The following is a 26,825-nucleotide window of genomic DNA, read 5'->3' as shown; positions in this document are numbered from 1 at the left end:
TTACGTTTTGTATTATTTTTATTGTACAAAACGTAGAATTTTGTTGTGAAATTCGACAATTTGCACCAAAACCTCTTTAAAATTATATTTACTTGTGCTAAACTATAATAAAGAAATAGTTATAGTTTATGAGCATGAAAAAATATGTTTATGGAGGTGTTGGTATGAGAAAGATCAGAAATATCTCGCTGAAAGCGATCGCCGCTTTTTTGTCTGTCTTAATGACCTTTAGTTTTATGTCTTATCGTCCTCGGGTAACTCATGCCGTAGAGGACAAAGACCTTAATACAATGGCAGATGAGATAGTTATCCTTGTTAATGAGGCAAGACAAGCTGAGGGCTTAAAGCCTCTCAGAGCTGTTCCTTACCTTAATGATAAGGCTCGTGAACGTGCAAGAGAGCTGATATTTGATTTCAGCCACTATCGTCCAGGAAGAAGAATTTTCTACCTGACAAACGAATGTGAATTCACTCTTGATGATGTCAGCGAAGAGAAGATCGAAGCTATCGCTAAGAAGCTTGACGAGAAATGGTGCTTCCCCACATGGAGCGAGGATAAAAAGTCTTTCAGAGTCGATGCCAAGAAAAGGGACGATGTTGAGGGCATCCTTATCTGTGAGGGCGCAGGCTTTACAAGCGTTGAGACTATGACAGGTCTTGCAGAGAAGCTAACAGAAAAGAAGTTCTTTGAGACATGGAGCGAGGACAATAAATCATTCAGTGTTGATAAGAAATACGAAGAAGCTGTTACTAAGTTTCTCAAGGAAGAGGGAATAAAGTTCAGCATGGGCGACCTGTTCATCACTATAATTGATGCAGGGCTTGTTCCTTATTCAAGAGCAGGCGAGAATACAGCAGGCGGTTCTGATACTGCACAAAAAACATTCAATCAGTGGAAGGGTTCACCTGTTCACTGGCACGCAATTATGAATCCCGATTATACACATATCGGCGTTGGCTGTGCTTATGAGAAAGACAGTACATTCAAATATTACTGGGATCAGATATTCATAGCTACCGATAAGACACTTGACGGTCAGTATATACCCGAAAGTCAAGAGACAGTCCCTGTAGGTTCAGGAGATGTCAATGGTGACAGCGAGATAAATTCCTTTGATCTTATTACTATTAATAAGTATATCGCAAAGGAGATCGAGTTTAACGAAGCGCAGATGCAGAGTGCCGATCTTCTTCAGGACGGTATGATAACCGTGTTTGATGCGGCAGTTCTCAGGAAGTATATCCTTGGTCAGTATCACACGATACCTGTCACTCTGGAAATGTTTTTAAATGGATAGATAAAGAAGAGGGAAAAATAGAAAAGTGTGTTCATGATAAAAGCAGCTGAGAGATCGGCTGCTTTTATTTTATACGGGAACTTGCTCAAAACTGCAAAAAATGGTATATTATCATATGTACGAAAAAAATTTTTTATATACTGTAACATTTCGTCAGGGTGGTCCGAATGTTCATTATGAAAGGTCGATCTTACAAATAATCAAGGAGGAATGAGTATGACAAGCAATGAGCTTAAACAAATGCTTGAGCGATCTCCCGCAGAGTGCCACAAAGCACTCGTAAAGGAATACGGAAGATACGTTTATGCGATCGTTTTCAATAAACTCAGAAACTGCGGTACAAAGGAAGATATAGAAGAGTGTGTGAGCGATGTGTTTGCAGCTATATTTATTAAATATGAATTTGATGAGGACTGTGACCGTGATATAAAGGGTTATATCGGTACAGTCGCAAAGAGAAGCGCAATAGACCGTTTCAGAAGCCTTACATCGAGAATAAATCATACCGTATATGCTGATGAAGACGATATGCAGGAGCTTGTCTCGGACTTCAGCGTTGACGAGCGCGTTGACCGCTCTGAACTCCGCAGAGTGCTTCTCGATAAGATAGATGAACTCGGCGAGCCTGATTCAACTATACTTATACAGAAATTCTACTATAACCGTAAATCGGCAGAGATAGCAGAGTCCATATCCATGTCAGATGCTTCTGTCAGAACAAGATGCAGCCGTGCAATAGCAAAGCTGAAAGTCAAGCTGGTCGAAGCAGGTATTACAAGGTAAAGGAGGAGCAGCAATGAAAGAGAAAAATATATTCGATATACTCGGAAATGCAGAGGACGATTCTATGGAAAGACTTACTGATAAATGTCCCGAGATCACAGAGGAACAGCTTAACAAGATCCTTTCTTTGAGCGAAAAGAAATATAAGGTGAAAAAGAAAGAAATATTAAAAGACAGAACAGAGAAAGATAATAATATAAAAATGACCGAAAACGATGTCGTTGAAGGCGTTGAGCGCGTTCGCAGACCTGTATGGCTCGCACCGCTTTGTTCAGCAGCATCACTTATCCTTGTGGCAGGCATCGTGCTCGGAAGCATGACTATGTTCCGCAAGGACAAAAACGGCAAAATTGATACAGGTGTTATTGAACCTGCTGTTACAGCTACAACATCACAGGTATCAGGCACAACTAATATATCCACAGACAAAAACGGTTCAACTATCACAACTACTGTAACAACTGCTTCATCATCTGAAACTACCGACAAGGGCGGTGATACTGTTGTTGTTACTGACGGCAGCGGTACTGTAGATGAATTGGTAAAGGGCTTAGCAGGTCAGTGGAAGTATCAGGAGTCGCAGTATAATTTTATCCCCGGCAGTATAACCGAAAAGGGTACTGTAGTTATAAACGAGGACGGAACATACAGCTACAACGGTACAAATGAAACAGGTACAGTGAAGATCGGCGTTGAGGAATTCGGCGGCTCAAGCCTCAAGACTGTCAGCTTCTATAATGGTTCAAGCTACAGCTTCGGCGGATATTATCGGGACAACGAGTGGATATCTCTCGGAAACGGCGGTGTATCACGTCTTGTACGCGGTTCAAAGGCTGATACTTCAAAGGACGCTGAATATATCTCATACCAGAATACAGCAAAGGACCTTATTGAAAAGTATTATGATACACATTATCAGATCATGTTCAGATTCCCACAGTACAGAAACATGAATGATACCATTACTTTCAATCTTAAAGATCCGAATATTCAGGACGGTGTAAGAGATGTAACATATGCACGTATAACAGGAAAAGGTCTTGAACTCAATTCAAAAGCTGATGTTGAAAACTATGCAAGAAGAACTTACTCTGATAGTTTGGCAGCAAAACAGCTGGAATATCTTAACGATGACTACGCAGTAATAAGCGACACATACAAAAATGGCGATCATATAGAGGAGACAGGCGTTGCACTTGAAGATCTACTTGTGTTTAAGAACTTTATTATCTATAAGGGCAATATGTATGTGAATACATCTTCTGTACAGGCAGGCTGGCTTGGATATACAGCCGCTGATAAGCCTATAATCATCAAAGATATTACATCAACATCTTTCAGAGCATATGCACCCGGTATTTGGGGTGAGAATAATATGGCCTGCGATATAGTTGATTTTGTGTTCGAGCCTTCAGTTAATGGCTGGAGAATAAATAATCTTCAACCAGATAATTATTCTGTATACGGCGAAAACCTTTCTGATTACAATAACTGATATCAAAAGCCCCGACTTAAAGTCGGGGCTTTTCCTATATAACTATATCATGTTTGCTTTGGGCATACGGCTGTTATGTTCATACAGCCTGAGGATATTTCGGCGTATATGCTGCCGCCCATGATCTCCATGAGTCTGCGGCATATGTACAATCCAAGGCCGCTGCCCTGCTGTGAGCCTGTATTCGAGCCGCGCCAGAAGCTGTCGAAAATATGCGGCAGTTCTTTATCGGGAAGAGTACAGCCCGTATTTGTAATTGTAATAAGGCGGCAGTCCTCTTCATCTGAGAAGCTGACAGAGATGCTGCTGCCGTCGCCGTATTTCACAGCGTTTTCGATAATATTCTGCAATACCTCTTCAAGCCTGTCAGCATCGCCGCGAAGTATACAGTTGCTGTATTCGTCTATGCTGAAAGAAGTCCCCATGACTGAAAGCTTATCGGTGTAGTACTTGTCTATCTTGTTTATTACATCTGCCAGATAGAATTCGGAGCAGTGAACGTCAAAGTCCATGAAGTCGCCGCTGAGATTTGCCGAAAGCTCGGTCACTATCTTTTCGATCTCGTTGGCTTTTTCGTTGATGCTTTCAGCCGCATCGAGCTGTTTTTCGGGTGAGGAGTATATTCCCTTTGAAAGAGCCTTTGAATATAGCTTTATTGCTGCAAGGGGAGTCTTTATATCATGTGACAGCGAGAGCAGGAATGTCTTTTCATTCTTGGCGTATTCAAGGCTTTTCTTTCGGGAGTGTTCAAGCTCCTCACGAAGCATATCAAGTCCCCATATGAATTTTCCGAAAAATCTGCTTTTGTGTTCTTTCAGCGGCATAACGAGATTTCGCTTTGAAAGCTGTTCGGGCAGACTGCTTATGGCGTTGAAGGGCTTTACTATCTTTCTTCTCAGATAAATAAACAGTGCAAGGATAAGCAGAGTGAAAACTGCCAGAACTATATCAACAGCAATGAGCATACTGTTGTTTTTTTCGGGCTTGTCGATGTATTCGATACGGTACAGCTTGTTGTTTATCTCCTTGATGAAGTACTCATTATCCGAGACGTAAAAGCTGTTGTCGCCGCTGAATTCATATATCCCGATTATATTTGGATAGTCGTCTGCACTTACCTGATTTCCGCTGAGAAGCTCCTGTTCGATGCGGTTGGCTTCGACTTTATAAAGCGGCACGGAAGATGTATTCTGTTTCAGCAGTATCATATTCACTGTCAGGAAAAACGCAGCCATAAGCAGGATAAAAGCAGCTATTATCTTGTCGAAGCTTTTCATGTCAGCCCTCCCAGCGGTAGCCCTTGCCCCATACGGTCAGGAGCTTTTTAGGCTCTTTCGGGTCTTCTTCGATCTTTTGTCTCAGCCATTTGATGTGTACTGTCAGTGTCTGAGGTTCGGATTCGCTGTCCGCGCCCCATATCCTGTTGAAGATGAAGTCCTTGTGCAGAGTCTGTCCCTTGTTTGCAATGAGCAGATGAAGCAGCTCGAACTCCTTTGCAGTCATATTTATGGGAACTCCGCCCTTTTCCGCAGTGCCTTCCGCAAGGTCAAGTGTGATATCGCCGTCAGTGAGCTTGTCGATAGCGAGCCTGCGCCTGAAAATGCCCTTTATCTTGGCGATAAGGATATCTATATCATAAGGCTTTTCGATATAATCGTCAGCCCCGAGGAGTATGCCGTTGAGCTTGTCCTCCTTGTCTGTCCTTGCAGTAAGTATGATTATCGGAGTATTATCCTTTTCTCTTATACGTTCGCATACTGCAAAGCCGTCCATTCCGGGGAGCATTATATCCAGCAGGACAAGCCTTGCCCCGTATTTTTCAAACAGGGACAGGGCTTTTTCAGCGGAATGAGCTGTGCTAACTGTATAATCCTCACTGCGGAGAAAGTCGCACAGCAGACCGCAAAGCTCTGCATTATCTTCGACGATAAGTATATCTACCATTTTACCAACCCATTTCCTGAAGCCAGTTATTGAGACCGCGTTCACGGTCGTGAAGCGAGAGTGCTCTGTTTATATTATACTCTCCCTTGATGTTGCCGTCAACTATGAAAAGTACCCTTGAACACTTTGCAGCCACCTTGGCATCGTGAGTTACCAGCATTACGGTAGTGCCGTTATCGTTGAGTTTTGTGAGCTCGTTCATTACCTCATCTGAGGCGGTGCGGTTGAGAGCACCTGTGGGCTCGTCTGCGAATATCATATCGGGATCGTTTATCATGCTGCGGCATATGCAGGCTCTCTGGAGCTGACCGCCTGATACCTCGTTGATATCGTTATCGCCGATCTCGCTTATGCCAAGCTTGTGCATGAGCTCCTTGCCGCGCTTTGTGATGTCTCTGCGGTTTTCCTTGTTCTTTTTGGACTTTACGGCAGGCAGGATAATATTGTCGATGATAGAAAGATTTTTCATCATATACATCTGCTGGAAGATAAATCCCATATCATCAAGGCGCATTTCCGCAAGGTCGTTCTCGCTCATTTCGGCAAGGTCCTTGCCGCAGAAATTTACGCTTCCTGCGGTCATTTTATCCATGCCCGACACAGTGTAGAGCAGGGTGGACTTGCCTGAACCCGATGGTCCCATGACAGCTACCATTTCCCCTTTATCAATGTGGAAGCTGACATTTCTCAGAACATTGTTCTGCCTTTTGTTTATGATGTATGTTTTGCAAAGGTCCTTTACATCAAGAATAGTTGTATTCATAACTCATATCTCCTTTTTATTCAATATCGGAAGTATCCGAAGCTTTAATTGTTTTCATGTAAAGAGCTGTTATGAAAGCTCCTGCTATTGTGGAAATAATAACTATCATCGGATATACAGCGTATATCTCCACAGGCTTGAGGTTGTAATCCACACCGTTCAATGCGCCCATTATACTGAACACAGGGTCGATGCAGAGCTTTGTCACAGGCAGGCTCAGTGCTGCGGAAATCACAGAAGCAGCAACGGCTACAATGACAAATCTAAGGGTGTGCTGAGTTATCAAAGAGCGTGTATTGAAGCCCATAGCCTTCATAAGAGCTATCTCTGACTTTTCCTTTGAGATGAGCGAACGCTCCATAAGTACGGATATCATTATGATTATTATTGCAGTTATTATGATGACAAGAAGCTTTACACTGTTTAAGGTATCCGTTACATCTTTGCCGATACAAGCACTTACAAATCCGTCGGTATCATCAACATATTTCGTGTTGAATACGCTCTTCATCTTTTCGATGCGGTTTTCTGTCTCTGCATTATCGGGGTGGTCGTCAAAGTCTATCTGGAAGCCCATTACGTTTTTTACAGCACTTTCGGGGATATCCGCATTTTCGTTAAATCTTCCTGTTTCGCCCAGCTGTACCATGCTCTGGAAAAAAGCCGAGACGATATATTCCTTTGTTTCACCTTCAAGAGTGATATTTACCTTGTCGCCGATACCTGCATCGACCTTGTCGGCAAGCTGTTTTGTGAGAGCTATCTCGTTTGCGTATTTCGGAGCATATCCCTCGGAGTATGTGTAATCTGCTGCCTTGGTTTCCTTGCAGTACATGAAAGCAGCTGTTGCTTTTTTGCCGTTAGCTTCAAGCAGCGGGAAGATAAGAGCTTCTGAGTGTACTTTGCCTGACATACCGTTCTGGGCAAGCGTTTCTTCGATCTCAGAGTTCATTTCTCTGTATGTAGTCTCACCTGTCATGAGCCGTGATATCATTTCCGTATCTGTTATATATGCATCACTTGTAGTAGCGCATAACATAGGCAGAAGCTTTTTGCTTCCGAGAGTATTTGCTGTGTTTGCAAGGCTCATTATCAGCAGCAGACATACCGTGAAGATAGATGTCATTATGCAGAACTGCTTGGGGCTGCTGAATACATCGTTTACAGCAAGGAAGCCTGTAGTGCCGAGCTTTGACTTTTCAAGGCGGAGCACTCCCTTTTTCTTGAATCTTTCCCCTGTCTGACCGCTTCTTACTGCGTCGATAGGTGAGAGCTTCTTTATCCTTTTTGTACAGCTCCAGCAGAAGAGAAGGATTATTGCGATAACTAAAAGGCTGCATATGATGCCTGTAAGTATAGAATTGCCGTTTTCAAGGACCATATTTTCGCTTACCTTTTTAAGGAGCATATTTCCGAAAGGTATACTGAGCACAAAACCGACAGCTGCGCCGATGACTGCGATACCAAAGTATTTTACAAGGTACAGACCGCGGACGGAATTGTTTCTCAGTCCGAGAGCCTTCATTACACCTATTTCACGGAAATCCTCGTTTATGGTGAAGCTTATGGTAAATCTCAGAGTAACGAATGAGACTATCAGCAGGCAGATACTTACTATGAGAAGAAGTCCTGCTACGATACTGTTCATGATGTATGAAGTTCTGACGAGAGTCTGATCTTTGTTGAACTGTACATTTGGCAGGTCTGAAAGGTCAGAGGCAAGAGCCTTTTTATCATAGCCGTTGATGTAGAATATCTGTGCCTGATTGTTTTGGGAAGCCTTTTCGTCTGCGTCAAGCTTTTCGTAATCACCGCTGTTCATGAGTATACGGGAATTTCCCATCATTTCCGAGCCGAGAAAAGCGTCCTTTGCAATGCCTGCATATGAGAATGTCAGCTGAGTATTGCCTATTTTTACATCGAATTTGTCGCCGATCTCAAGGTTTGATTTGCTTGCAAGAGTGCTTGTAAAGTAAGCCGTTCCCTCTTTTACTTCTGTAATGATCTCATTATCCCTGTTGAAGTAATTGATCTGCGCGTTATCAATTGAAAGAGCAAGGAAAGTGCCTGACTGCTCTATAAGCTTCTTTCCGTTTCGTGTCACGCCCTTGTCATCAAAGAAAAGCTGATCTTCTCTGCGGAAATCCTTGACTGTGGATTTCTGCGCTATCATATCAGCTATCTCGTCACCGTTATTGTTGACGTTGATGATGAAGTGATCACTCAGGTTTGCTTTTTCAAAGTAATTGTCAAGACCGTTTATTACTGACATTATGTTGTTGACACTGCTTGCGGCGAACATAGTCGCAAGAATGACGAACAGCAGGAGTATGACGTTCATGGTCTTTTTTCTTTTAAGGTCTTTTTTTAATATTCTCAGATACATATTTACCCCTCGCTTTCTGTGTCTATATCATAGCACGGGAAATATTAAATAATCCTTAAATGCATATTTCAGCGGAAAAACCGCGTTTTAATCATCTTGTATATACTGATTGTACCATTAATGCTTAATAAATTCAAGAGGCACAGGTCCGCAGCGAGGGTACTTTAAACATCGGGCTGCGAATTGGGCTGCCGAAAAAGCTGAAGTGAATACTTTTGTAGGATATGCTTAAATAACAACTGCTTTTTTGTACTATTATCAATCATTTTTTGCGCAAATAAGATTTTTTTGTGTATACTTCTTGACAGGAAGGTGAAAAACATGGTAAAATGTATTATCATTATTTATTTAGGAGGTATTTTGTATGTTTTGTAAACATTGTGGAGCTCAGATACCTGACGGTTCTGAGACCTGCCCGTCATGCGGCGGCAGCCTTAAAGCAGCTGCTCCTGCACCGACAGCATCATCACAGCCTGCTTTCAACGCTTCTTCCGTAAAGGATATGGCAGGCGGACTCGCAGATACTGCTCTTGAAAAGACAGCAGGACTGCCCCGTGCTCTTATCGCTAAGGTATGCGTTCTGATCGCACTGGTTGCATTTTTCCTGCCTTTCATTTCTGTATCATGTAGTTATCAGGGTGAAAAAGTTGAAGAAAGCTACTCTGGATTCCGCCTTATGTTCAGCATTGATAAGGATGATGACGAGGTTGCAGAAAACGCAGAAAGCGATCCTAAGCCAAATGTATTCCTTATGATTGCATTTGCAGGCGGCATCGCAACAGCTGTATTCCTCTTTGTAAAGAAGAATAACAAGCTTGCAGCTATTATAAGCTGTGTTTCTGTTGTAGCATTGCTTATTTTCAGAATGTCATTCGCAGGCTACTATGATATTCCTGATGAAATGGCAAAACACGTAGATATCGATGCCAAATTCGGATTGATACTATCTATCCTGATGTTTATCGTTACGGCTGCGGCAAGCTTTTTGGAACACAAAAGCGAAAGCAGCGGCGGCGAATCTTCTTCATTGTAAATAATATGTAAAAAAGCCACAGTACTTCATGTACTGTGGCTTTTGTTTTGCGATAGAGCAGTTCATCTGCGTGACAGGGCTTTCTCCATTACTTCCTGACATATAACGTCGTCGGCAGTTTCACCGCTTACTTTATACAGCTTATCTGCGACAGCCATATAAGAGATATCTTCGGGCATGAGCCTGCCTGTGGGACAAATTATCATATCATCTGTCATATCGAGGTGAGTAACGGCTATGGATACTTTTTCACCCTCTGCAATGTACTTCCTGTCAAGTGCCAGTGAAGCCATGAATTCGGGAAGATCAAACCAGCCGTATCTGAAATTTCCCTGATACTCATTGGGAGCGTTGGTCTTGTCGAAAAGCCTGAATAAAGCTGCTATATCCGTTGATTCCGTGTCGAACCTGCCTGCGCCGTGGCGTGTGAAGAACGACCTTGTAACGTAGCATATCTCAGTATCACGCTTTTCCAGCCTGTCAAGTATGGCGCGGATATTCTTCATACCTGTGCTTGAGGGAGTAAGATTAGGGAAATAATCCTCTCTGTCCTGATCCAGCATAAGTCCCTGTGCGCCCTCAAATACAGCTGTATCATATTCCTCGATGATCTGCTCGTCGGCTTCGCGGCTAAGCCTTGCCATAGCGTAAAGGTCGTCGATATAGTTTTCGGTCAGTATTTCATTGGCTAATATATTCATAAGCTCCTTTTTGGCTTTGCCTGTGATGCCCAGCTTTGCTGCTCTTTCGGGGCAGTACTTCATATTTATTGTGCTTATCATAGCTGTCAGTGCCTGTCTGTCGGCTTTGAGCATATCCTTGTACCGTATTGCGTATCTGCTGTCACGATTTCTGACTATTGTCTCGAATATGCCTACACCGCAGCTGCCGTGACGGCTTTTGCCGCGGACTGTCTCTGCGAACTGATTAAGGAGCATATCGCAGGGGAGAGTTACCATGCATCGGCTGTCGATGAAATTATTTCCCATGCAGTATCCGAGTGCAGTTGCCTCTTTTGAAAAAAGCATAGGGTTAAGGATAAAATACTCGGAAAGATATGTGTCAGCACCTGCAAAGCAGCCTGAACCTATGTGTGAAAAGACGTGTCTTTTGCCGTCGGCTGTGCATACGGTATGTCCTGCCTGTGCGCCGCCGTTGCTTCTTATGTTTATCACCTTGTCTCCGAGTCGGCAGAAAAGATCTGTCATAAGTCCTTTTCCTTCATCGCCGAAATTAGCTCCTATGACCGCATATGCTTTTTTCATATTTATCACCTCAAAATCTTATTATGCTGCTCAGCAGCCCCCTTTTCCGTGCAGGTAGTCCGCCGAGAGCGTCCCTTACAGCAAGCTGTGTATCACCGTCCCATGAATTGATGATATCCTCTGTATCTCTTCCTGCAACGCTTTCCAGAAGCGAAACTATTATCTCGGGGATAGCATTCACATTAGTTACGGATATTGCCCTTTCACCCATGAGTCTGCGCCATTTCGGCAGCTTTACCACCTGTTCGTTTCGTCCGTCCATTACCATAAGGTGGAACACATCGTAACGTCTGCTCACCTGTGAAAGGAGCGCGGCTGTATCTATGTCCTCCCTTACATTATCACCGAATACTCTCTCTATCTCCTGTTTCAGAAGCTTTTCGGGGTAGCCGTCATCGCCGAGAGTGAATATCACGCCCTTTTTCTGACGCTTTTCCCATGCGTCCGTCTTTGTCTTGTTTGCTGCGAAATACCATACCAGCGGATAGCTCTCGAAGCCGTTTCCGCCGCCGCCTTTCTCGAACCATAGGTCTGTGAGCTGGCTTGCTATACGTATATCAGACTCGAACTGCGTAGCCTGTAAAGGTGAACGGTCGCATCTTGAGTCGCCCACGGCGCAGAACATTATCTGCGGACCTTCTACGGGCTGACGTTCAAGTATATCCTTTACCATTTCACCCAGCTTCTGAGCTGTAACATTGAGCAGGTCGCTCATTGAACCTGTAACATCAAGACCTATTATAATAGGAGTTGTTATCGGGTGATCCTCCGAATCGCAGCTTTCTCTCACATTTATCCTTTGCGGATCATATTTCGGATCAATTTTTGTCGCTCTGTAGATGTCATTTACCTTTTTTCCTGTGATCTTTGCAGACGAATATCTTTTCCAGTCTGCTGAGCTCCATGCACCGTGTCCCATATTTTTACCTCCTGTGTATTTTTATTTTCAGCCTGCAATATCAGGCAGTCTGACATTCATGTGTGTGAATTTTCTTTCACCGTACCCCTTGATTATTGCCTCTTCCCATTTTTCCATTTCCTCGAAAGCAGAGCTGCTGCATATGCTTTCGGCATAATCCCTTATGGCAGACGGAGCTTCGTCAGGCAGCAGCCTTCTCGCTATAGCCTTTACGCTCTCAAGATCGTTGATATGCCGTGCGATACCGTCAGTCTTTGTAAGTGATGAAAAAGACTCGTATACCCTCGACTGCACTCCTGTCATCTTGTGCCCCTCATTTGCCGCGAACCACCAGCCTCCGCCGACTCTCACTGTATGCTCGGCAGGATCAATAAGGAGATTTTCCTCGGTGAGACAGTTCCAGACTATCCCTTTTGCCTCTGCATAACAGCATATTCCGAGCAGACGGGATATCATCCATGCGGCATGTCGATGATCGAGGCGTCCTCCGTAGAAATCCACTATCCTTGAAAGGGGAAGCTCTCCTGTACGCTTGCAGGTCTCTATGAGCAGTCCGTCATCGGTGTTGAATATCCGCGATACCAGCGGCAGAAATACCTCAGCCTGTGCCAGTATCTGTTGGGGAAGATATTCCTTGAAGAAAAGGTCTGTCCGTGCTTCCGAATTGATGAAGCAGTCGGTAAATTCATCGCTGATAAAAAGATAAACATTTCTGTCGCCGATGTATTCCGCGCCGTATTCCTGTTTTATTTCCATGAGATACTTTATCTCGAGAGCCTGACTTCCGCAGCGGAACAGCTTTTCCTTACAGGTGTACGACCTTTTCAGCTTGCCGTACAGCTCATTTATTACTGCCGAAGCTTCTGACGCTCGCGGATCGCTGCACTTGTCAGGGTGATATTTCAGCATCAGTGCCATATAGAGCGGCTGAGCGAGGTTTATATCCTCGGGGAATATGTCGCAGCAGCACTTGCATTTCAGAATATCGGATATATCCATATTTACTCCCTCCTTACGTTATAATCAAAATGATATTATCAAAGCTTAAAAATAAAAGATGTTTGAATTAATATCCTTTTGTTACTATCATAATAGCATTAACAACTTGATTTGTCAATGATTATGATGCGGTTTCTCTGTTTACAACAAGCAGTTATTATCAGAACGATATTATCTATGTGCAGAGTGTACAAAGCGAAGCTGCATATTGACAGGGGAGCATGATATGTGTTATTATTAATTAGATATTATCGCTGGAGGCTATTATGGATTACGATATAACAAAATATGACAGACCGTCTGTGGCTGCGGATATTGTGGTATTTACCGTCCGCAAGAGCAGCAGCGAAAGCTACAGACACCTTTCAAAGCCTGTGCTTTCGGTACTTCTTATAAAGCGTACGGAAGAGCCCTTTGACAAAATGCTTTCACTTCCGGGCGGATTTTGCTGCCGTCAGGAGACTATAGAGGAGACTGCATTCCGCAAGCTCAAAGAGAAAACAGGCGTGGACTGTCCGCCGCTGTCGCTGCTTTGCAATCTTTCGAGATATGGCAGAGACCCGAGAGGCTGGATAATCTCATGCTGCTACTGGACTGTCATAGACTACACAAAGACTGCAATAGAAAAGAATGCGGAGTGGTATGAGGTATCGCTGAAAGAGTCTGAGGGCAGACATACTCTTGTTCTTACAGGCGATGACGGCAGGGAATACGTTTCTGAGGTAAGGATAAATAATACAAATGAGCTGTATAATCAGTCCGCAGAAGCTGAAATACCTAAGAACAGCCTTGCGTTCGACCATGCCGAGATAATCGTAAATGCGCTGTTAAAGCTGAGAAGCAGCCTTGAGAAGCCCTATGCGGCTTTCAGACTGCTGCCCGAGAAATTCACGCTCACTGATTTGCAGCAGATATATGAAGCTATACTTGACAAAAAGCTGTTAATGGCGAATTTCAGACGAAAAATAGCTCCCTATGTCGAGGAGACAGGAGATATTGAGGGCGGAGCAGGTCATCGTCCGTCCAAACTGTTCACAAAGAAGCTTATCGAAAATGAATAAAATGAACAAGCCCCGATGCATTTGAACTGCTTCGGGGCTAATTGATTATTTAAGTTATGATTCACAAAAAAACTTGTTGAGAGTATGAACGGGATTCCAAAGGGACTGTGTTCCTTTGGTGGAGTCCAGAGGCAAAGCCTTTGGTCGCTGTTCAAAGTTTTCATAGAACAGCGAAATAATACGAAGGCGCATCGCAAGGGTGAATTCCGAAAACAATTCAGTGAATTGTTTTCGGAAGAGGGTGACTCCCCACAGGGTGGGGAGATGTCGCAACGCGACAGAGAGGACGGACCCGATTAGGGTGCCTTGCAAGAGAAGGCGTCCCTTATAATTTTATAAACTTCTATAATGAGTATCACAGTTGAGCAGGTGTTTTTATTTGGGAAATCCGTTGATAGCGACATAGACAGCAAAGGATATTACATCAATTGCAAGGATAGCTCCTAAGATTATAAGTGCTATTTTTGCGCCTTTTTTCGCTTTTTTCTTATTTTCATCGGTCAGTACTTTTTCTTTGATATCTTTGTAAAGCTCAGACTGAGCAGGAGCTTGAACAGTTTGCGCAGGTTCTGGAGTTTTGTTAAGTATCAGTTCGTCCAGTGATATGCCGAACAGGTCGCTCATGGCGATAAGCTTTTCCATATCGGGGGTGGAGTCGCCGACCTCCCACTTTGAAACAGTCTGTCTTGATACGTTAAGACGGTTAGCAAGCTCCTCCTGAGATAAGCCTTTCTGCTTGCGCAGTTCATAAAGTTTATTATTGAACTCCATATTTCACGCCTGCCTTTCTGTATTATTCTTTTTATACATGAGCCACAGCAGTACAGCTGCCGCAGATATCACTATATCGGCTATAATGCTTGCTTCTATGCCGTATTTGCCGCCGTTGAGGAGATTGCTGCCAATGCTTTTCATGTTTATGAGTGCAGTTGAAGCTCCCTCGCTGCCGCTGAGGTTGAGTCCGAGAACACAGCTCAGACAAAAATTCCACACAGAATGAAGTCCGCAGGCTGACCATATGCTCTTGGTGCGGAGCGTAATGAATGAAAATACGCATGAGATAACGACTAAGCACAGCAGTCCCGAGAAAACGTACTGCGGCTCAAATACACTAAGCGTACTCCAATGCGGATAAATGAATGTCAGTGTGCTGACTGCAACAGCGACGGGAAGCGGCACTTTGTCCTTGAGCGAGCAGAGAACGAGCCCTCGGCAAAGGAACTCTTCGGCAGCTCCCTGAATGACAAATCCGCAAAGCATAAGCAATATCATGGAGATGTCGGGGTTACTGAACACACCCTCAAATCTGATACTGCCAGTGAGAGTGACCGAAGCAACGCAGACAGTCAGCAGTCCTGCGCCGATCAGAGCACCCATAAACCAGCCGCTGATATGTTTTGTCACTCCCATTTCTGAGAGTTTTCTTTTTCCTATAAGCTTCCAGTAGAGGACGCTTACTCCTATAATAACTATCATGCCATAGTATTTGAGCAGATCCATGATAGTGTCGCTGAACATTTCGCCCTGCATGAAGTTTTTTCCGCAGGCGAACATCACGCCTATAATAAGTCCCTCAGCAAGAAGCAAGCCTGCCCAATAGCACAAAATGAACGACAACATTATTTTTATTACGAGCATTGCAGTCGGCATATCCGTTCTGTTGTTGAACGGACTGATTTTTTTGATGATACTTTTCATAATAGATTCCTCCTGTTCTATCGCTTGGCGATAGTGTTTTCCTGATGAATCCATAGTATCATTTCAGCTCGGAGAAGTCTACCAACTGCCCTTGGAAATCCGTCAACGGGGATTAACAATCGTGTTAACTGCCGTTGCATTGGCTATAAATAGCCAAATTCTAAAATGTGCTCTTAAAGTGTTTCTAAATACATTATATCATGTCTGCTGCGAAAAAACAATACAGAAAGTCCATGCTGTGCGGGCTTGTTCATATATTTTTACTTGACTTTTGGCAGCCGAGCATTGTATAATGTTAATGTCAAAAATGTTAATATGACAAATCGGAGATTAGGGGGGTGCCTTGGATATGATAAAATTTTCTGTTGTTATTCCTGCTCATAATGAAGAAAAGTATATTGGCAGATGTCTTCGTGCTGTTATCAGTGCATCTAAATATGTTAAACCTGAAAGAGTTGAAATAATTGTGGTGGCAAACAGATGTACCGATAGGACCTGTGCGATTGCAAAACACTACGGTGCGAAAGTGATTATAAATGATGACAAATGTATCGCTGCTATCAGGAATACAGGTGTTAAGGCTACAAAAGGGGAGATAGTGGTAACGATCGACGCAGACAGTCTTATGACAAAATATTCCTTTGTTGAAATAAGAGAACGACTTGAAAGCGGAAAATATATCGGCGGCGGCACTAATCCGAAATTTGAGAGAATGTCCTGGGGTATAGCTGTTTCGTCAATGTATGTCCTTTTGAAGCTTCTGCCTGTTATGATAAAAAACGGCGGATTTTTAAGCGGTGCTATGTTCTGGTTCTACAAGCATGACTTTGAAGCTGTAAACGGATTTGACGAGAGTCTGGTAAGTCTTGAGGATATGGATTTCGCTGTTCGCTTAAAGAAACTGGGCAAACAGAGAGGCAAGAAATACGGAACACTGAAACGATCATATATCATGACTTCTTCGCGAAAATTTGATGAATTCGGTGACTGGTATCTTATAAAGAACCGTAAACTGACGAAACGTATTTTTAGCGGAAAAGACCGTCAGGCTGCGGATAGCTTTTATTATGATGTGCGCTGAATACCGATTTGGCTCAGTATTTATATTAATAGAATGATACGGCAATTCCCCGTTATCTTGGGAAATTGTTAACATATTCCTGCTTGACTTCGGGTGATAGTGCAGTATATAATATGGATAGCGCGTAGTTTTCTCTATTTATATCGTCTAATAAATATATGGATAACTGTACTGTATCAAATATCCCTCTTTTGATCCTGATGCAGAATTCATAGAAGTATTAAGGAATGAAACCAAATAAAACGATAAGGAGCAAAGTTATGAAAATGAAAAAAGCAATACCATTTATTATGTCACTTGCGATCGTTGGTTCATGTTGTATGTTAAATAACACCGTTAAAGACCGATGCTCAGCAATTACAGCAGTTAACATCGTTGAACGAGGCACCTATGAAGTTGACGAAAACACATCATTTGAGTATAAAGTAACAGAACATGGTGATACCTATATCGGCAGGTATACAGGTACTGCCACAGAAGTTGTTATCCCTTCTGAGATCAACGGCAAAAAAGTTACAGGAATATCAGGCAATGCATTCTATAATCGTGCTGATGTAACTTCGGTCACTATCCCCGACGGTATCAAATCAATTGCAATGTCAGCTTTTGAGAAATGTACGGGTTTAACGTCCATAACCATTCCCGAGGGCGTTGAAGAGATATCACACAGCCTTTTCATGGATTGCACCAACTTAAAATCAGTTACTCTGCCTGAAAGTATTAAGTACATTGATTATGAAGCATTTAAAAACTGTACTGCATTAGAGTCGATAAATATTCCTGACGGACTGGAGTATGTTATGCATAATGCATTTGAAAATACAAAGTGGTACGACGATCAGCCTGACGGAATGATAATCCTCGGAAAGACCTTATTTAAATATAAGGGAACAATGCCTGAAAACACAGCAATCGTTATCCCTGATGGTATCAAGTGTATCAGCGGCAAAGCTTTTGCAGGTTGTACAGGTATGACATCTGTAGCTATCCCCGACAGTGTTGATTTAATTGAAAATGATGCTTTTTCAGGCTGCAGCGGTTTGACCGAGGTAACTATCCCTGACACTGTTTTGGAAATGGGACATTATATCTTCGAGGACTGTACAGGGCTTACCTCTGTAAAACTTCCCGAAGGTATCAAATATTTTGCTTATGGAACTTTAAAAGGCTGTACAGGCTTGACTTCAGTAACCCTTCCAAGCAGTCTGCTCGCAGTTGGTCTGGAAACTTTTGAAGGCTGTACAGGTCTGACCTCAATAACCGTTCCTGATAATGTTACTGATATTTTGGATAATGCTTTTAAGGACTGCACTGATCTAACTAAAGTAGTCATTCCCAAAAACGTATCATATATCCATGAAAGTGCATTTTCGGGCTGTACTAACCTGACTATCTATGGATATAAGGGTTCAGAAGCTGAAAAACACGCTAAAGATAATAATATCAAATTTGTTGCGCTTGATGCGGAAACTACTCAGCAAGCCACTAAAACTACTGCAAAAGCTACGACAACAACAAAAGCTGCTACTGCAAAAAGCAATTCTCCTCAGACAGGAGATAAAGGCAGCGCAGGACTTGTTTCAGCAGGTTTAGTTGCATCAGCACTTGCATTCGTATCATTCAAGAAGAGAAGAAAATAATCAAAAGCCCCTTTTAAAGGGGCTTTTTTATTAGGAAAGTATTAGGAAAACAACGAAAAAAGCACTTCCGATTTCTCGAAAGTGCCTATTTCATGAGGGTGGGAGATGGGATTCGAACCCACGGTCTTCGGGACCACAATCCGACGCTTTAACCAGCTAAGCTACACCCACCATATTCAATAAATAAAAACGAAGCTCTCCATTAGATGGAGTCAAGTAACGGAGAGTTTCGGTTTGGCGCGCCTTGCTGGATTCGAACCAGCGGCTTACTGCTTAGAAGGCAGTTACTCTATCCAGCTGAGTTAAAGGCGCATAGAAAAGATTAGCAGCCATAGCTGCTAAATAAATGGAGCGGGTGATGGGAATCGAACCCACGTGTTCAGCTTGGAAGGCTGACATTCTACCATTGAACTACACCCGCACGGCGTTTCAACAGAAAATATTCTACCACATTATAAGCGTAATGTCAATAGCATAATCAAAAAAAAGTCATATTGACTAATTTTTTTTATTCGTTAAGATGTTCAGGTGACAAAATGCTGATTAAATGTCCTGCGCTTTAAAAATAAGAAGAAATTTGTCACAAAACGGGCATAATATGCGTCTTATATAATAGGGAGTTTGAGTACAGATCGGAAAAAACAGAAAAGTGACGATTTTGTAATTTAAAAGTCACGTTAATGTCATGCAGATGTTGTACAATGGTAACATACTCAAGAAAACAGAAAAAATGTGTTATAATAATGTTACAAAATTTTTGGGCAGAAACAGCAATGTCTTGAAAAAGATTAAGATTTTGTCTATGAAAGAGAAAAAAGTCTTACTATAAACTTGACAAACCTTTGTCAATGTTATATTATAGATAATTGAGAGATATTGTTTCGGTTTTGTTTTTGTCGGGATTGAAAAAATTTTTGTATCAATGCACAAAATTTGCTATTTCATTTGTTTATTATATGCAAGAGTATTTTTTCAGACAACAGGACTGAAAATGCGGAGTATGATATAGGGATCATGCTTGGGGAGTATTTTTAGAAACGGAGGGGTAACATAAATATAATATCGTTTTAATTATGTTAAAACAAAAAAATATATCTTTTCATCGTCTTTTTCGGTCTTTGGATACACTAATTATACAGAGGTCTGGAAAATGACGGCAAAAGATGATTCAGAACAAAAGATTTTTTGTGAGGTTGTATTCAAATGAAAAATAAAACAAAAAATCAGTGCGGAAGAAGGGGCGAGCGCATTTTCAGCAACGTCTGTATTATGCCGAGCCTTCTCGGAGTATTGGTATTCTTCATTGTTCCGTTCTGCATAGTAATATACTATTCTCTAATCAACAACCCGGTACTGAAAGAGTTTGTAGGGCTTGAAAATTACACCAAGCTTTTCCACAATGTTGCTTTCACAAAGGCGGTAAAGAATACAGCGTTCTTTTCACTTGTTGCAGTTCCGCTTTCGGTGATACTTTCTCTTGGGCTTGCGATGCTTCTTGAGAGAAAGATCCCGGGAAAAAGTATATTCAGAACATTTTTCCTGAGTCCGCTCATGGTACCAACGGCATCGGTAGTTCTTGTATGGCAGGTGCTTTTCCATAATCACGGTACTATCAATCAGATAATAGAGAAATTTGGCGGACACGGTATAGACTGGATAAAGTCTCCGTACGGACAGGTCATCATCATATGTATGTTCCTTTGGAAAAACCTTGGATATAATATGATACTGTTCATGTCAGCACTTTGCGCTATACCTCGTGATATAATAGAGGTCGCTGACCTTGAAGGTGCAAGCAGTCTCTACAAATTAGTACATATCAAGCTGAGATATCTTTCGCCGACAATACTTTTCGTACTTATCCTTTCAATGATAAATTCATTCAAGATTTTCAGAGAGGTATACCTGCTTACAGGCAATTATCCGCAGGATAAGCTTTATATGCTCCAGCACTTTATGAATAATACCTTCAACAGTCTGGATTATCAGAAGCTTTCAGCAGCGGCAGTACTTTTTGCGATCGTTATGATAGTCGTCATGGCTATACTCCTCATCGCGGAGAATATCTTCGGAAAGGATGTGGAGAACTGATGGGGCTCAGATTACCGATACCCGATAAGAAAAAGCGGGGAAAGATGTTCGATATAATAGTTTTCCTCTTTATACTGTTGGTTGCAGTATTGTTCCTTTTCCCGACAGTGGTGACTATCGCAAATTCATTTATGACTTCAAATGAGATAACGGCGAATTACGGCGCGATGTTCTCAAATATGACTGACAAGCAAAAAACATTCATATCAAGTAATGTTAATCTGAAACTCATACCTGATAAAGTTACTTTTGATCAGTATAAAGCAGTATTGATACAGAATTCGGATTATCTTATCAAGTTCTGGAATTCCGTTATACTTACAGTACCGATAACAGTATTTCAGATGATTGTTGCCATACTTACTTCATATGGATTTTCAAGATATCCGAACAAGTTCAAGGGCATTATCTTTTTTGCATACATAATCCTTATGATAATGCCGTATCAGGTAACTCTTGTACCTAATTTCCTCGTAGCGGATAAGTTCGGTATGCTGGAAACGAGAAAGGCTATCATACTTCCTGCTATATTCTCGCCGTTCAGCATATTCCTGCTGACAAAGGTAATGAGACGTATACCTATTTCGTATGTTGAGGCTGCAAAGCTTGACGGTGCAGGCGAGTTCAAGATACTCACAAAGATATATGTACCGCTTTGCAAGGGCGCGATAGCTTCCATAGCAATGCTTGTATTCATTGATTACTGGAACATGGTGGAACAGCCTCTTGTACTTATGAAGGAAAGCACCTATCATCCGCTTTCGGTATTCCTGTCACAGATAAATACAGGAGATATTGGACTTGCCTTTGCTGTAGGAACAGTGTACATGATACCTACCATACTGATGTTCCTTTACGGAGAGGATTACCTTGTTGAGGGTATAACCTATTCGGGAGGAATAAAGGGCTGAGTTGAGAAAAAGTTGAAAAGTACACAATAATATATTAAGAACAGTTGTCAAAGCTATTCTCTCAGAAGGAGTAATAATATGAATGAGACAAAAGAAGTTAAGGATATAAAGCTTTTGGGCGATGAAAAAGAAAAAATGTCGCCCGAAAAAAGAAGAGATATCATAAAGACGATCATTATCATTTTTCTTGCGATAATGCTTGTTCTTACTTTCTTCTCAAATACGATAATGAACAAGTCTCTGGCTGAGATATCAACAGAGAGTGTTACCTCGGGAAAGCTTACCGAGCGTATAGAAAAAAGCGGCACGGTAGAAGCTAATCAGTCTTATAACGTTACCGTTGAGGGAAACAGAGTCGTTGAGAAGATACATATTAAAAAGGGACAGGAAGTCCAGAAAGGCGATGTCCTCTTTACTATAAATACTGTTTCTAATGATAAGCTTGAAGAAGCAGAAGCTGAACTCGACAAGGCAAAGCTTGAATATGAAACAGCTCTTCTTGTAGACCCTGTGGATTATTCCGATAAAAATCAGGAGATCAAGGCTGCCCGTGAGGAACTTAATGCAGCTATAGCAAAGCGCGATGCTGCAAGAGCAAACGAAGCAAATGCTTCCTATGCAAAATCAGAATACAGCTCAAACAAGGCGGAGCTTGAAAAGCTCACAGCCGAGCAGGAAAAGCTTATGACAGCAGTCAAGTATATAAGCATGAATTCTTATGATGAAGCACCTTATGAGTATGTCGGCGAGCTCCCTTTACTGTACAGTGATTTTGAGTTTGCTGATTCTGAATACAAGGAAGCAGCAGAAACATATCAGACACTTCTCGGAAGTGAGGGTGCAAATCTTGATATCGCAAAGGCTGAGCGTGATGCAAAGCAGGCTGCAAGAGAAGAAGCAGAACGCGCTTACAATGACAAGAAGAACTCAGTACGCAGCGATCTTAATGCACGCATTAATGATATGGAAGAGCCTATAGCTGATCTTAAAAGAAAGACAGCTGATTATGAAGCTGAATACGGCGAAAAGGGAACTTCATCATATGAGACGCTGGCAGATGCTGTAATTGAAAAGCAGAATTCACTTGAAAAGCTTATCATTGCACTTGATGCTGAAAAGAAAAAAGATTCTATAACAGACAAGAAGAACGATCTTGATTTTGCTGCAAAGAAAAAGAATATTGAAAAGCTTCAGGAAAAAGTTGACAAGATGAAGAAGGAAAGCAAGGCTTCCGAGGTCAAGTCTAAGTACTCGGGCGTTGTTAATTCCATAAACGTTCAGCCTGATGCAACAACTACAGAAGGCGACCCGCTTGCAGTTATCGACCTTGTTGAGGACGGCTTTACAGTAAAGATATCCGTTGAAAATCAAAATCTCAAGAAGATCAAGAAGGGAATGTCAGCTGATATACTCAATAACTACGGTGATGATATAGAGGCTGTTCTTACCGATATAAAGAACGATTCAACAAATTCAAAGAACAAGGAGCTCGTATTTGCTGTAACAGGTGATGTTGAAGCAGGCGAAGAGCTGACACTTTCAATACCGCTGGGTACAGGAACATATGATGCGATAGTTCCGAGAAGTGCAGTTAAATCCGATAACGGCGCAGACGCGTATTTATATAAAGTTCGTACAAAGAATACACCTCTCGGAAATCGCTACTACGTTGAGAAGGTCAATGTAAATGTAGAGGCTAAGGACGCTACTTCATGTGCTGTTTCAGGCGGTGTAAGCAGAGATGACTATGTAATAACCGCAGCCAGCAAGCCTATCAGGGCAGGCGATCAGATACGCATGAAGGATAAATAAGGTGGTGGACCTTATGAAATCAAAGTTCAAACTGAGACATAAGATAATAGCTGCGGTAAATGCCGCTGCCGTAGTGGGTATGATAATACTCACAGCAGTCGGAAGCTCCGCGGCGAAGGCTCAGAAATACAATTATGCGGCTGAACGCTGGAAAAACGAGAGCAAGAAAGATTTCGGACAGGTAAGCTGTTTCTTTGGCAAGGAGTCAGGCTTTGATCTGAAGAGTGTCGAAAGCATGAAAGCTGAGTTTTATTCAAAGCTTAAAGAGGCTTCGATAGAACCTGAGGAAGGAAAGACACTTGTCCCGTATGCTTACAGCAATCCCGTGGGCAAAGCTATAATAAGCGGTGATGACCTCGGAACTACGGAAGCGGATATAACGGCTGTTGGCGGAAAGTTCTTCTTTTTCAGAGATTTCGATCTTCTCACAGGAGCATTCTTTGAAGATGATGACCTTATGAAAACAGGAGTTGTTGTAGATCGTCAGGTAGCATTTTCGTTGTACGGTTCTGATGATATCGCAGGCAAGAACCTATACATAAATAATGTTAGACTGTTCATTTCGGGAGTTATCGACTTCCCCAAAACAAAAGCGGAGAAAAACTGTGCAGGCGAAACTCCCAAAGCTTATATCTCATATGATGCGGCTAAAATGGTTTTCGGCGGCGGAGATGATTTTTTCGGACAGGGAATCAGCCAGGAACTTAACAGAGTTACCTGCTATGAGTGTATATCTCCCGAGCCTGTTGATAATTTTACATACAATGTCGTAAATGATAAATGTGCACAATTATATAAGGGCAAGATAAAAATAGTTAATAATGCAGATCGCTTTGAACCAAGTAAAAGGATCAAAGCACTGAAAAAAATAGAGGACAATGTTGTGGTCAGGGAAGACATTATTTACCCTTACTGGGAGAATGCTTCGAGAATAACCGACCTCAAACTGTCATTCATTTACGGAGCGCGCAGACTCCTCCTTATAATACCGATTATAACATTGGCAGTACTTCTTATAAAGGCTGTCATGTTATATAATAGAAAAAAAGCAGGTCTGAAAAAAGCTTTGGCTGATAATATGTCAGTAAAGTGGAGCGAATTTAAAAAGAAGTTCTCCAAAAAAGCGGCTCAGACCACAGAAAAAGAAAGCTGAAGCGTAAAGCAGAGGCAAACAAAAGAAAGTTTTATAAAAATCTGAAATGAGGAAATATTATGGAAAAGAATTTTTCTAAACGCATCACAGCATTATCCGCAGCACTTGCAATAATAGCAGGTTCAGCAGTTTCATGCGGTAAGAAGGCAGAAGCTAAAGACGAGAAAAAGACATCTCAGCAGTTAATGGCTGCTTCTTACCGCGCTGAAATGCTCGACACAGGAATTGAGTGTGATAATGTCAGCAGTATGGCAAAGCTTGATGACGGACGTGTTTTCATAAACACAAAGAACTATGAAAGCACTACACCATCATTCTATATTGCAGATGCTGCAATGACTACTTTTGAGGAGGTCAAAATTGATCTCGGAATAAAGGAAGATGAAGATGTAAGCACTATTGCAGATCTTGCTCCTGACGGAAACATTGTTGTAATGGCTACATTCACTGATTACGGTGACATGGAAAAGCCAAACTATGATGATCCTAACTTTGATCCTGACAAATTTGACTTTGATGCACTTCGTAAAAATATTAAGTATACATACAAGCTATATACTGTTGACCTTGAAGGAAAGGTACTCGCTGAAAATGATATCAAGGGACTTGAGGATTACACCAGAGAGGAAGGCGGACTTAGCATAGGAGAATTCTGTCCGTGCAACGGCGGAAAGGCAATACTTACAATATACGGTGATATGGATCAGTCATATGTTGCGCTGAACTCTGACGGAAGCTTCGATCAGGAGATCAAGTTAGACGACTTTAACTGGATCAGCAGATTTATGAATGTAGACAAAGATACGATTGCAGTTATGGGCGGTACAAGCAAGGGAAGCAATGCTCTGTTCCTCAATGCAGACAGCTTTGAAAAAGTAGACTCTGGAATGGATTTTACTGATCTTGGCTATGAAGACATAAACGGATTATTCGTTGGAAATGATGAGTATAAGTATTTTATGTCGACAGATAAGGGAATCTCAGGCATTGATAAAGACGGCAAGGCTACAGAGATCATCAACTGGGTGGATTCTGACATGGGTTCAGGATATGTAAGTTCATTTATCCCTGTAGGAAACGACGAGTATGTCATTTATTACAGCGAATATATGTCAGATTCAGGAAACGGTTTTTACAAGCTTACAAAGCGTGACGCTTCAGAGCTTGAAAATGTCAAAGTCATTACAATTGCCACACTTTATGACGACTGGCAGGTAAATTCTAAGGTAACTGCTTTCAACAAGTCACATGACGGTGTAAGATTTAAGGTTCAAGACTACAGCAAGTATGATGATTATGATATAGGAGAAAACGGACAGGTTAGCGTAAACAATATGGGCATTACACAGCTCAAAAAGGATATCGGAGCCGGAAATGCACCTGACATTATAGTTTCATATGATACAGGACTTTTCGACAGCCTTTACAATAAGGGACTCTTTGTAGACCTTTATGAGTATATGGATAAGGATCCTGATCTTAGCAAGGACAAGATCCTGCCTAATGTTCTTCAGGCTTGTGAGAAAAATGGAAAGCTCTATTATCTCTCACCATCTTTCACGGTAAACACGTTAGCTGCAAAGAAGTCAAACTGTGATAAGGAAAACTGGACTATAGACGAAATGATAGAAGCATACGATAAGCTTCCTGATGGTATGAAACTTATTGGATCTGATACTAAGGAATCTATGCTCGATATGACAACTGCTATGATCGCAGATGCTATTGATTACGATAAGGGTACCTGCAGCTTTGATACTCCTGAGTTCAGAAAGCTTCTTTCATTCATAGATAAGTTCCCGGCATCAAAGGATCTTGAAGATGAAGATGAAGAAAATTATTACGGTGGTGAAGATGTCAAGAATAATAAGGCACTTCTTGAAATGATGTATATATATGATTTTGAAAGCTATACACAGGAGCTCAGGGGCAATTTTGAAAACAATATCTCATTTGTCGGATTTCCTTCCTCAGACGGAAGAGGCGGTGTATTATCAATCAATCAGAGCATAGGTATTTCTGTAAAATCCGAGAATAAGGACGAGTGCTGGGAATTCTTCAAGACATTCTTTGAAGAACCTGATGAAGATGATGAGTCGTACGGTATGGGCGGTTTCTCATCACTCAAGTCTGCATTTGATAAAGCAGCAGAAAAGAGCATGAAGAAGCCTACTTACAAGGACGAGAACGGCAAGATGGTTGAACAGGATCTTACGATCTATTCAAATGGCAAGCAAACAAAGATAGATCCTCTTAATGAGAAGGAAAAGGATTTCATTGTTGATTATATCCTTAACACAACAAAGATAAACGGTTCTGTGGATCCTGATGTTTCAATGATCATTTATGAAGAAATAATGGCTTATATCAATGGCGAAAAGAAGGCTGATGAGATAATCGATCTCCTTCAGAACCGTATATCACTTCTTGTAAGTGAGCAGAGCTGATAGGATTATTATCGGCGCGTAAAAATGATATTCAGATATTTTCGTA

21 protein-coding genes and 3 tRNA genes are annotated in these 26,825 nt (G+C 41.9%); 12 read left to right on the top strand and 12 right to left on the bottom strand.

The window, feature by feature from the left end; translation table 11 throughout:
• Window positions 1-164: 164 nt before the first annotated feature.
• The 3 genes from QZZ41_RS02235 (at window position 165) to QZZ41_RS02225 (ending at window position 3,576) form a co-directional block, all read left to right on the top strand.
• Window positions 165-1,298: a CAP domain-containing protein gene (locus QZZ41_RS02235; RefSeq protein ID WP_295067514.1), complete on the top strand. Its 1,134-nt coding sequence runs from the start codon at window positions 165-167 to the stop codon at window positions 1,296-1,298.
• 216 nt (window positions 1,299-1,514) lie between these two features.
• Window positions 1,515-2,081, top strand: a complete 567-nt coding sequence (locus QZZ41_RS02230; RefSeq protein WP_074715871.1) for a sigma-70 family RNA polymerase sigma factor — start codon at window positions 1,515-1,517, stop codon at window positions 2,079-2,081.
• 13 nt (window positions 2,082-2,094) lie between these two features.
• On the top strand, window positions 2,095-3,576 hold the full coding sequence (locus QZZ41_RS02225) for a hypothetical protein (protein WP_295067510.1): 1,482 nt from the start codon (window positions 2,095-2,097) through the stop codon (window positions 3,574-3,576).
• Between the two features lie 47 nt (window positions 3,577-3,623).
• Here the strand turns inward: QZZ41_RS02225 and QZZ41_RS02220 are convergent, their stop codons facing one another.
• Genes QZZ41_RS02220 through QZZ41_RS02205 form a run of 4 tightly spaced genes read right to left on the bottom strand, consistent with a single transcriptional unit; the run spans window position 3,624 to window position 8,669 of the window.
• Window positions 3,624-4,853, bottom strand: a complete 1,230-nt coding sequence (locus QZZ41_RS02220; protein ID WP_295067507.1) for a sensor histidine kinase KdpD — start codon at window positions 4,851-4,853, stop codon at window positions 3,624-3,626.
• Window position 4,854: 1 nt separating this feature from the next.
• Window positions 4,855-5,520, bottom strand: coding sequence for a response regulator transcription factor (locus QZZ41_RS02215; protein WP_295067505.1), 666 nt, complete (start codon window positions 5,518-5,520; stop codon window positions 4,855-4,857).
• A 1-nt stretch (window position 5,521) separates the two neighbouring features.
• Window positions 5,522-6,283, bottom strand: coding sequence for an ABC transporter ATP-binding protein (locus QZZ41_RS02210; RefSeq protein ID WP_295067502.1), 762 nt, complete (start codon window positions 6,281-6,283; stop codon window positions 5,522-5,524).
• Window positions 6,284-6,299: 16 nt separating this feature from the next.
• A complete protein-coding gene (locus QZZ41_RS02205; RefSeq protein WP_295067499.1) occupies window positions 6,300-8,669 on the bottom strand; it encodes an ABC transporter permease in 2,370 nt (789 codons plus the stop codon).
• A 364-nt stretch (window positions 8,670-9,033) separates the two neighbouring features.
• On the opposite strand from QZZ41_RS02205, the gene QZZ41_RS02200 reads away from it, so the two are divergent.
• The gene (locus tag QZZ41_RS02200) at window positions 9,034-9,702 is read left to right on the top strand and encodes a zinc ribbon domain-containing protein (RefSeq protein WP_295067495.1); all 669 of its coding nucleotides are present in this window, start codon (window positions 9,034-9,036) and stop codon (window positions 9,700-9,702) included.
• Between the two features lie 62 nt (window positions 9,703-9,764).
• Here the strand turns inward: QZZ41_RS02200 and QZZ41_RS02195 are convergent, their stop codons facing one another.
• The 3 genes from QZZ41_RS02195 to QZZ41_RS02185 are packed head-to-tail and all read right to left on the bottom strand — an operon-like array spanning window position 9,765 to window position 12,885.
• Window positions 9,765-10,967: an adenylosuccinate synthetase gene (locus tag QZZ41_RS02195; protein WP_295067492.1), complete on the bottom strand. Its 1,203-nt coding sequence runs from the start codon at window positions 10,965-10,967 to the stop codon at window positions 9,765-9,767.
• Between the two features lie 10 nt (window positions 10,968-10,977).
• On the bottom strand, window positions 10,978-11,886 hold the full coding sequence (locus tag QZZ41_RS02190; protein WP_295067489.1) for a hypothetical protein: 909 nt from the start codon (window positions 11,884-11,886) through the stop codon (window positions 10,978-10,980).
• 27 nt (window positions 11,887-11,913) lie between these two features.
• On the bottom strand, window positions 11,914-12,885 hold the full coding sequence (locus QZZ41_RS02185) for a J domain-containing protein (protein WP_295067486.1): 972 nt from the start codon (window positions 12,883-12,885) through the stop codon (window positions 11,914-11,916).
• A gap of 266 nt (window positions 12,886-13,151) precedes the next feature.
• Here QZZ41_RS02185 and QZZ41_RS02180 point away from each other — a divergent pair, with 266 nt between their 5' ends.
• Window positions 13,152-13,946: an NUDIX domain-containing protein gene (locus QZZ41_RS02180; protein ID WP_295067483.1), complete on the top strand. Its 795-nt coding sequence runs from the start codon at window positions 13,152-13,154 to the stop codon at window positions 13,944-13,946.
• Between the two features lie 375 nt (window positions 13,947-14,321).
• Here the strand turns inward: QZZ41_RS02180 and QZZ41_RS02175 are convergent, their stop codons facing one another.
• The gene (locus QZZ41_RS02175) at window positions 14,322-14,717 is read right to left on the bottom strand and encodes a helix-turn-helix transcriptional regulator (RefSeq protein ID WP_295067480.1); all 396 of its coding nucleotides are present in this window, start codon (window positions 14,715-14,717) and stop codon (window positions 14,322-14,324) included.
• A gap of 3 nt (window positions 14,718-14,720) precedes the next feature.
• On the bottom strand, window positions 14,721-15,644 hold the full coding sequence (locus tag QZZ41_RS02170) for a CPBP family intramembrane glutamic endopeptidase (protein WP_295067477.1): 924 nt from the start codon (window positions 15,642-15,644) through the stop codon (window positions 14,721-14,723).
• A gap of 349 nt (window positions 15,645-15,993) precedes the next feature.
• On the opposite strand from QZZ41_RS02170, the gene QZZ41_RS02165 reads away from it, so the two are divergent.
• Together QZZ41_RS02165 and QZZ41_RS02160 are read left to right on the top strand one after the other, a co-directional pair.
• The gene (locus QZZ41_RS02165) at window positions 15,994-16,725 is read left to right on the top strand and encodes a glycosyltransferase (RefSeq protein WP_295067473.1); all 732 of its coding nucleotides are present in this window, start codon (window positions 15,994-15,996) and stop codon (window positions 16,723-16,725) included.
• Window positions 16,726-16,985: 260 nt separating this feature from the next.
• Window positions 16,986-18,365: a leucine-rich repeat protein gene (locus QZZ41_RS02160; protein ID WP_295067470.1), complete on the top strand. Its 1,380-nt coding sequence runs from the start codon at window positions 16,986-16,988 to the stop codon at window positions 18,363-18,365.
• Between the two features lie 96 nt (window positions 18,366-18,461).
• Here QZZ41_RS02160 and QZZ41_RS02155 read toward each other — a convergent pair.
• From QZZ41_RS02155 to QZZ41_RS02145, 3 genes are all read right to left on the bottom strand, one after another.
• A tRNA-His gene (locus QZZ41_RS02155) sits at window positions 18,462-18,537 on the bottom strand.
• A 63-nt stretch (window positions 18,538-18,600) separates the two neighbouring features.
• A tRNA-Arg gene (locus QZZ41_RS02150) sits at window positions 18,601-18,677 on the bottom strand.
• Between the two features lie 35 nt (window positions 18,678-18,712).
• A tRNA-Gly gene (locus QZZ41_RS02145) sits at window positions 18,713-18,786 on the bottom strand.
• A gap of 782 nt (window positions 18,787-19,568) precedes the next feature.
• Here QZZ41_RS02145 and QZZ41_RS02140 point away from each other — a divergent pair.
• From QZZ41_RS02140 to QZZ41_RS02120, 5 genes are all read left to right on the top strand, one after another.
• Window positions 19,569-20,456 carry a carbohydrate ABC transporter permease gene (locus QZZ41_RS02140; RefSeq protein WP_295067467.1) on the top strand — a complete coding sequence of 296 codons (888 nt, stop codon included), beginning with the start codon at window positions 19,569-19,571 and terminating at the stop codon, window positions 20,454-20,456.
• Window positions 20,456-21,367 carry a carbohydrate ABC transporter permease gene (locus tag QZZ41_RS02135; protein WP_295067465.1) on the top strand — a complete coding sequence of 304 codons (912 nt, stop codon included), beginning with the start codon at window positions 20,456-20,458 and terminating at the stop codon, window positions 21,365-21,367. Before QZZ41_RS02140 ends, QZZ41_RS02135 begins: the two co-directional genes overlap by 1 nt.
• A 78-nt stretch (window positions 21,368-21,445) precedes the next feature.
• Window positions 21,446-23,179, top strand: coding sequence for an HlyD family efflux transporter periplasmic adaptor subunit (locus QZZ41_RS02130; RefSeq protein WP_295067462.1), 1,734 nt, complete (start codon window positions 21,446-21,448; stop codon window positions 23,177-23,179).
• 13 nt (window positions 23,180-23,192) lie between these two features.
• Window positions 23,193-24,332 carry an ABC transporter permease gene (locus tag QZZ41_RS02125; RefSeq protein WP_295067460.1) on the top strand — a complete coding sequence of 380 codons (1,140 nt, stop codon included), beginning with the start codon at window positions 23,193-23,195 and terminating at the stop codon, window positions 24,330-24,332.
• 59 nt (window positions 24,333-24,391) lie between these two features.
• A complete protein-coding gene (locus QZZ41_RS02120) occupies window positions 24,392-26,779 on the top strand; it encodes an ABC transporter substrate-binding protein (protein ID WP_295067457.1) in 2,388 nt (795 codons plus the stop codon).
• The last annotated feature ends 46 nt before the right edge of the window (window positions 26,780-26,825 follow it).

Source organism: Ruminococcus sp., assembly GCF_016283395.1.
The sequence above is the reverse complement of the archived record's forward strand: the minus strand, read 5'-3'. Positions and strand labels throughout refer to the sequence as shown.

What these genes read in the sequence shown, in the direction of transcription:
- QZZ41_RS02235 (WP_295067514.1), top strand. Translation starts at nt 165, where the DNA reads ATGAGAAAGATCAGAAATATCTCGCTGAAAGCGATCGCCGCTTTTTTG.
- QZZ41_RS02230 (WP_074715871.1), top strand. Translation starts at nt 1,515, where the DNA reads ATGACAAGCAATGAGCTTAAACAAATGCTTGAGCGATCTCCCGCAGAG.
- QZZ41_RS02225 (WP_295067510.1), top strand. Translation starts at nt 2,095, where the DNA reads ATGAAAGAGAAAAATATATTCGATATACTCGGAAATGCAGAGGACGAT.
- QZZ41_RS02220 (WP_295067507.1), bottom strand. Translation starts at nt 4,853, where the DNA reads ATGAAAAGCTTCGACAAGATAATAGCTGCTTTTATCCTGCTTATGGCT.
- QZZ41_RS02215 (WP_295067505.1), bottom strand. Translation starts at nt 5,520, where the DNA reads ATGGTAGATATACTTATCGTCGAAGATAATGCAGAGCTTTGCGGTCTG.
- QZZ41_RS02210 (WP_295067502.1), bottom strand. Translation starts at nt 6,283, where the DNA reads ATGAATACAACTATTCTTGATGTAAAGGACCTTTGCAAAACATACATC.
- QZZ41_RS02205 (WP_295067499.1), bottom strand. Translation starts at nt 8,669, where the DNA reads ATGTATCTGAGAATATTAAAAAAAGACCTTAAAAGAAAAAAGACCATG.
- QZZ41_RS02200 (WP_295067495.1), top strand. Translation starts at nt 9,034, where the DNA reads ATGTTTTGTAAACATTGTGGAGCTCAGATACCTGACGGTTCTGAGACC.
- QZZ41_RS02195 (WP_295067492.1), bottom strand. Translation starts at nt 10,967, where the DNA reads ATGAAAAAAGCATATGCGGTCATAGGAGCTAATTTCGGCGATGAAGGA.
- QZZ41_RS02190 (WP_295067489.1), bottom strand. Translation starts at nt 11,886, where the DNA reads ATGGGACACGGTGCATGGAGCTCAGCAGACTGGAAAAGATATTCGTCT.
- QZZ41_RS02185 (WP_295067486.1), bottom strand. Translation starts at nt 12,885, where the DNA reads ATGGATATATCCGATATTCTGAAATGCAAGTGCTGCTGCGACATATTC.
- QZZ41_RS02180 (WP_295067483.1), top strand. Translation starts at nt 13,152, where the DNA reads ATGGATTACGATATAACAAAATATGACAGACCGTCTGTGGCTGCGGAT.
- QZZ41_RS02175 (WP_295067480.1), bottom strand. Translation starts at nt 14,717, where the DNA reads ATGGAGTTCAATAATAAACTTTATGAACTGCGCAAGCAGAAAGGCTTA.
- QZZ41_RS02170 (WP_295067477.1), bottom strand. Translation starts at nt 15,644, where the DNA reads ATGAAAAGTATCATCAAAAAAATCAGTCCGTTCAACAACAGAACGGAT.
- QZZ41_RS02165 (WP_295067473.1), top strand. Translation starts at nt 15,994, where the DNA reads ATGATAAAATTTTCTGTTGTTATTCCTGCTCATAATGAAGAAAAGTAT.
- QZZ41_RS02160 (WP_295067470.1), top strand. Translation starts at nt 16,986, where the DNA reads ATGAAAATGAAAAAAGCAATACCATTTATTATGTCACTTGCGATCGTT.
- QZZ41_RS02140 (WP_295067467.1), top strand. Translation starts at nt 19,569, where the DNA reads ATGAAAAATAAAACAAAAAATCAGTGCGGAAGAAGGGGCGAGCGCATT.
- QZZ41_RS02135 (WP_295067465.1), top strand. Translation starts at nt 20,456, where the DNA reads ATGGGGCTCAGATTACCGATACCCGATAAGAAAAAGCGGGGAAAGATG.
- QZZ41_RS02130 (WP_295067462.1), top strand. Translation starts at nt 21,446, where the DNA reads ATGAATGAGACAAAAGAAGTTAAGGATATAAAGCTTTTGGGCGATGAA.
- QZZ41_RS02125 (WP_295067460.1), top strand. Translation starts at nt 23,193, where the DNA reads ATGAAATCAAAGTTCAAACTGAGACATAAGATAATAGCTGCGGTAAAT.
- QZZ41_RS02120 (WP_295067457.1), top strand. Translation starts at nt 24,392, where the DNA reads ATGGAAAAGAATTTTTCTAAACGCATCACAGCATTATCCGCAGCACTT.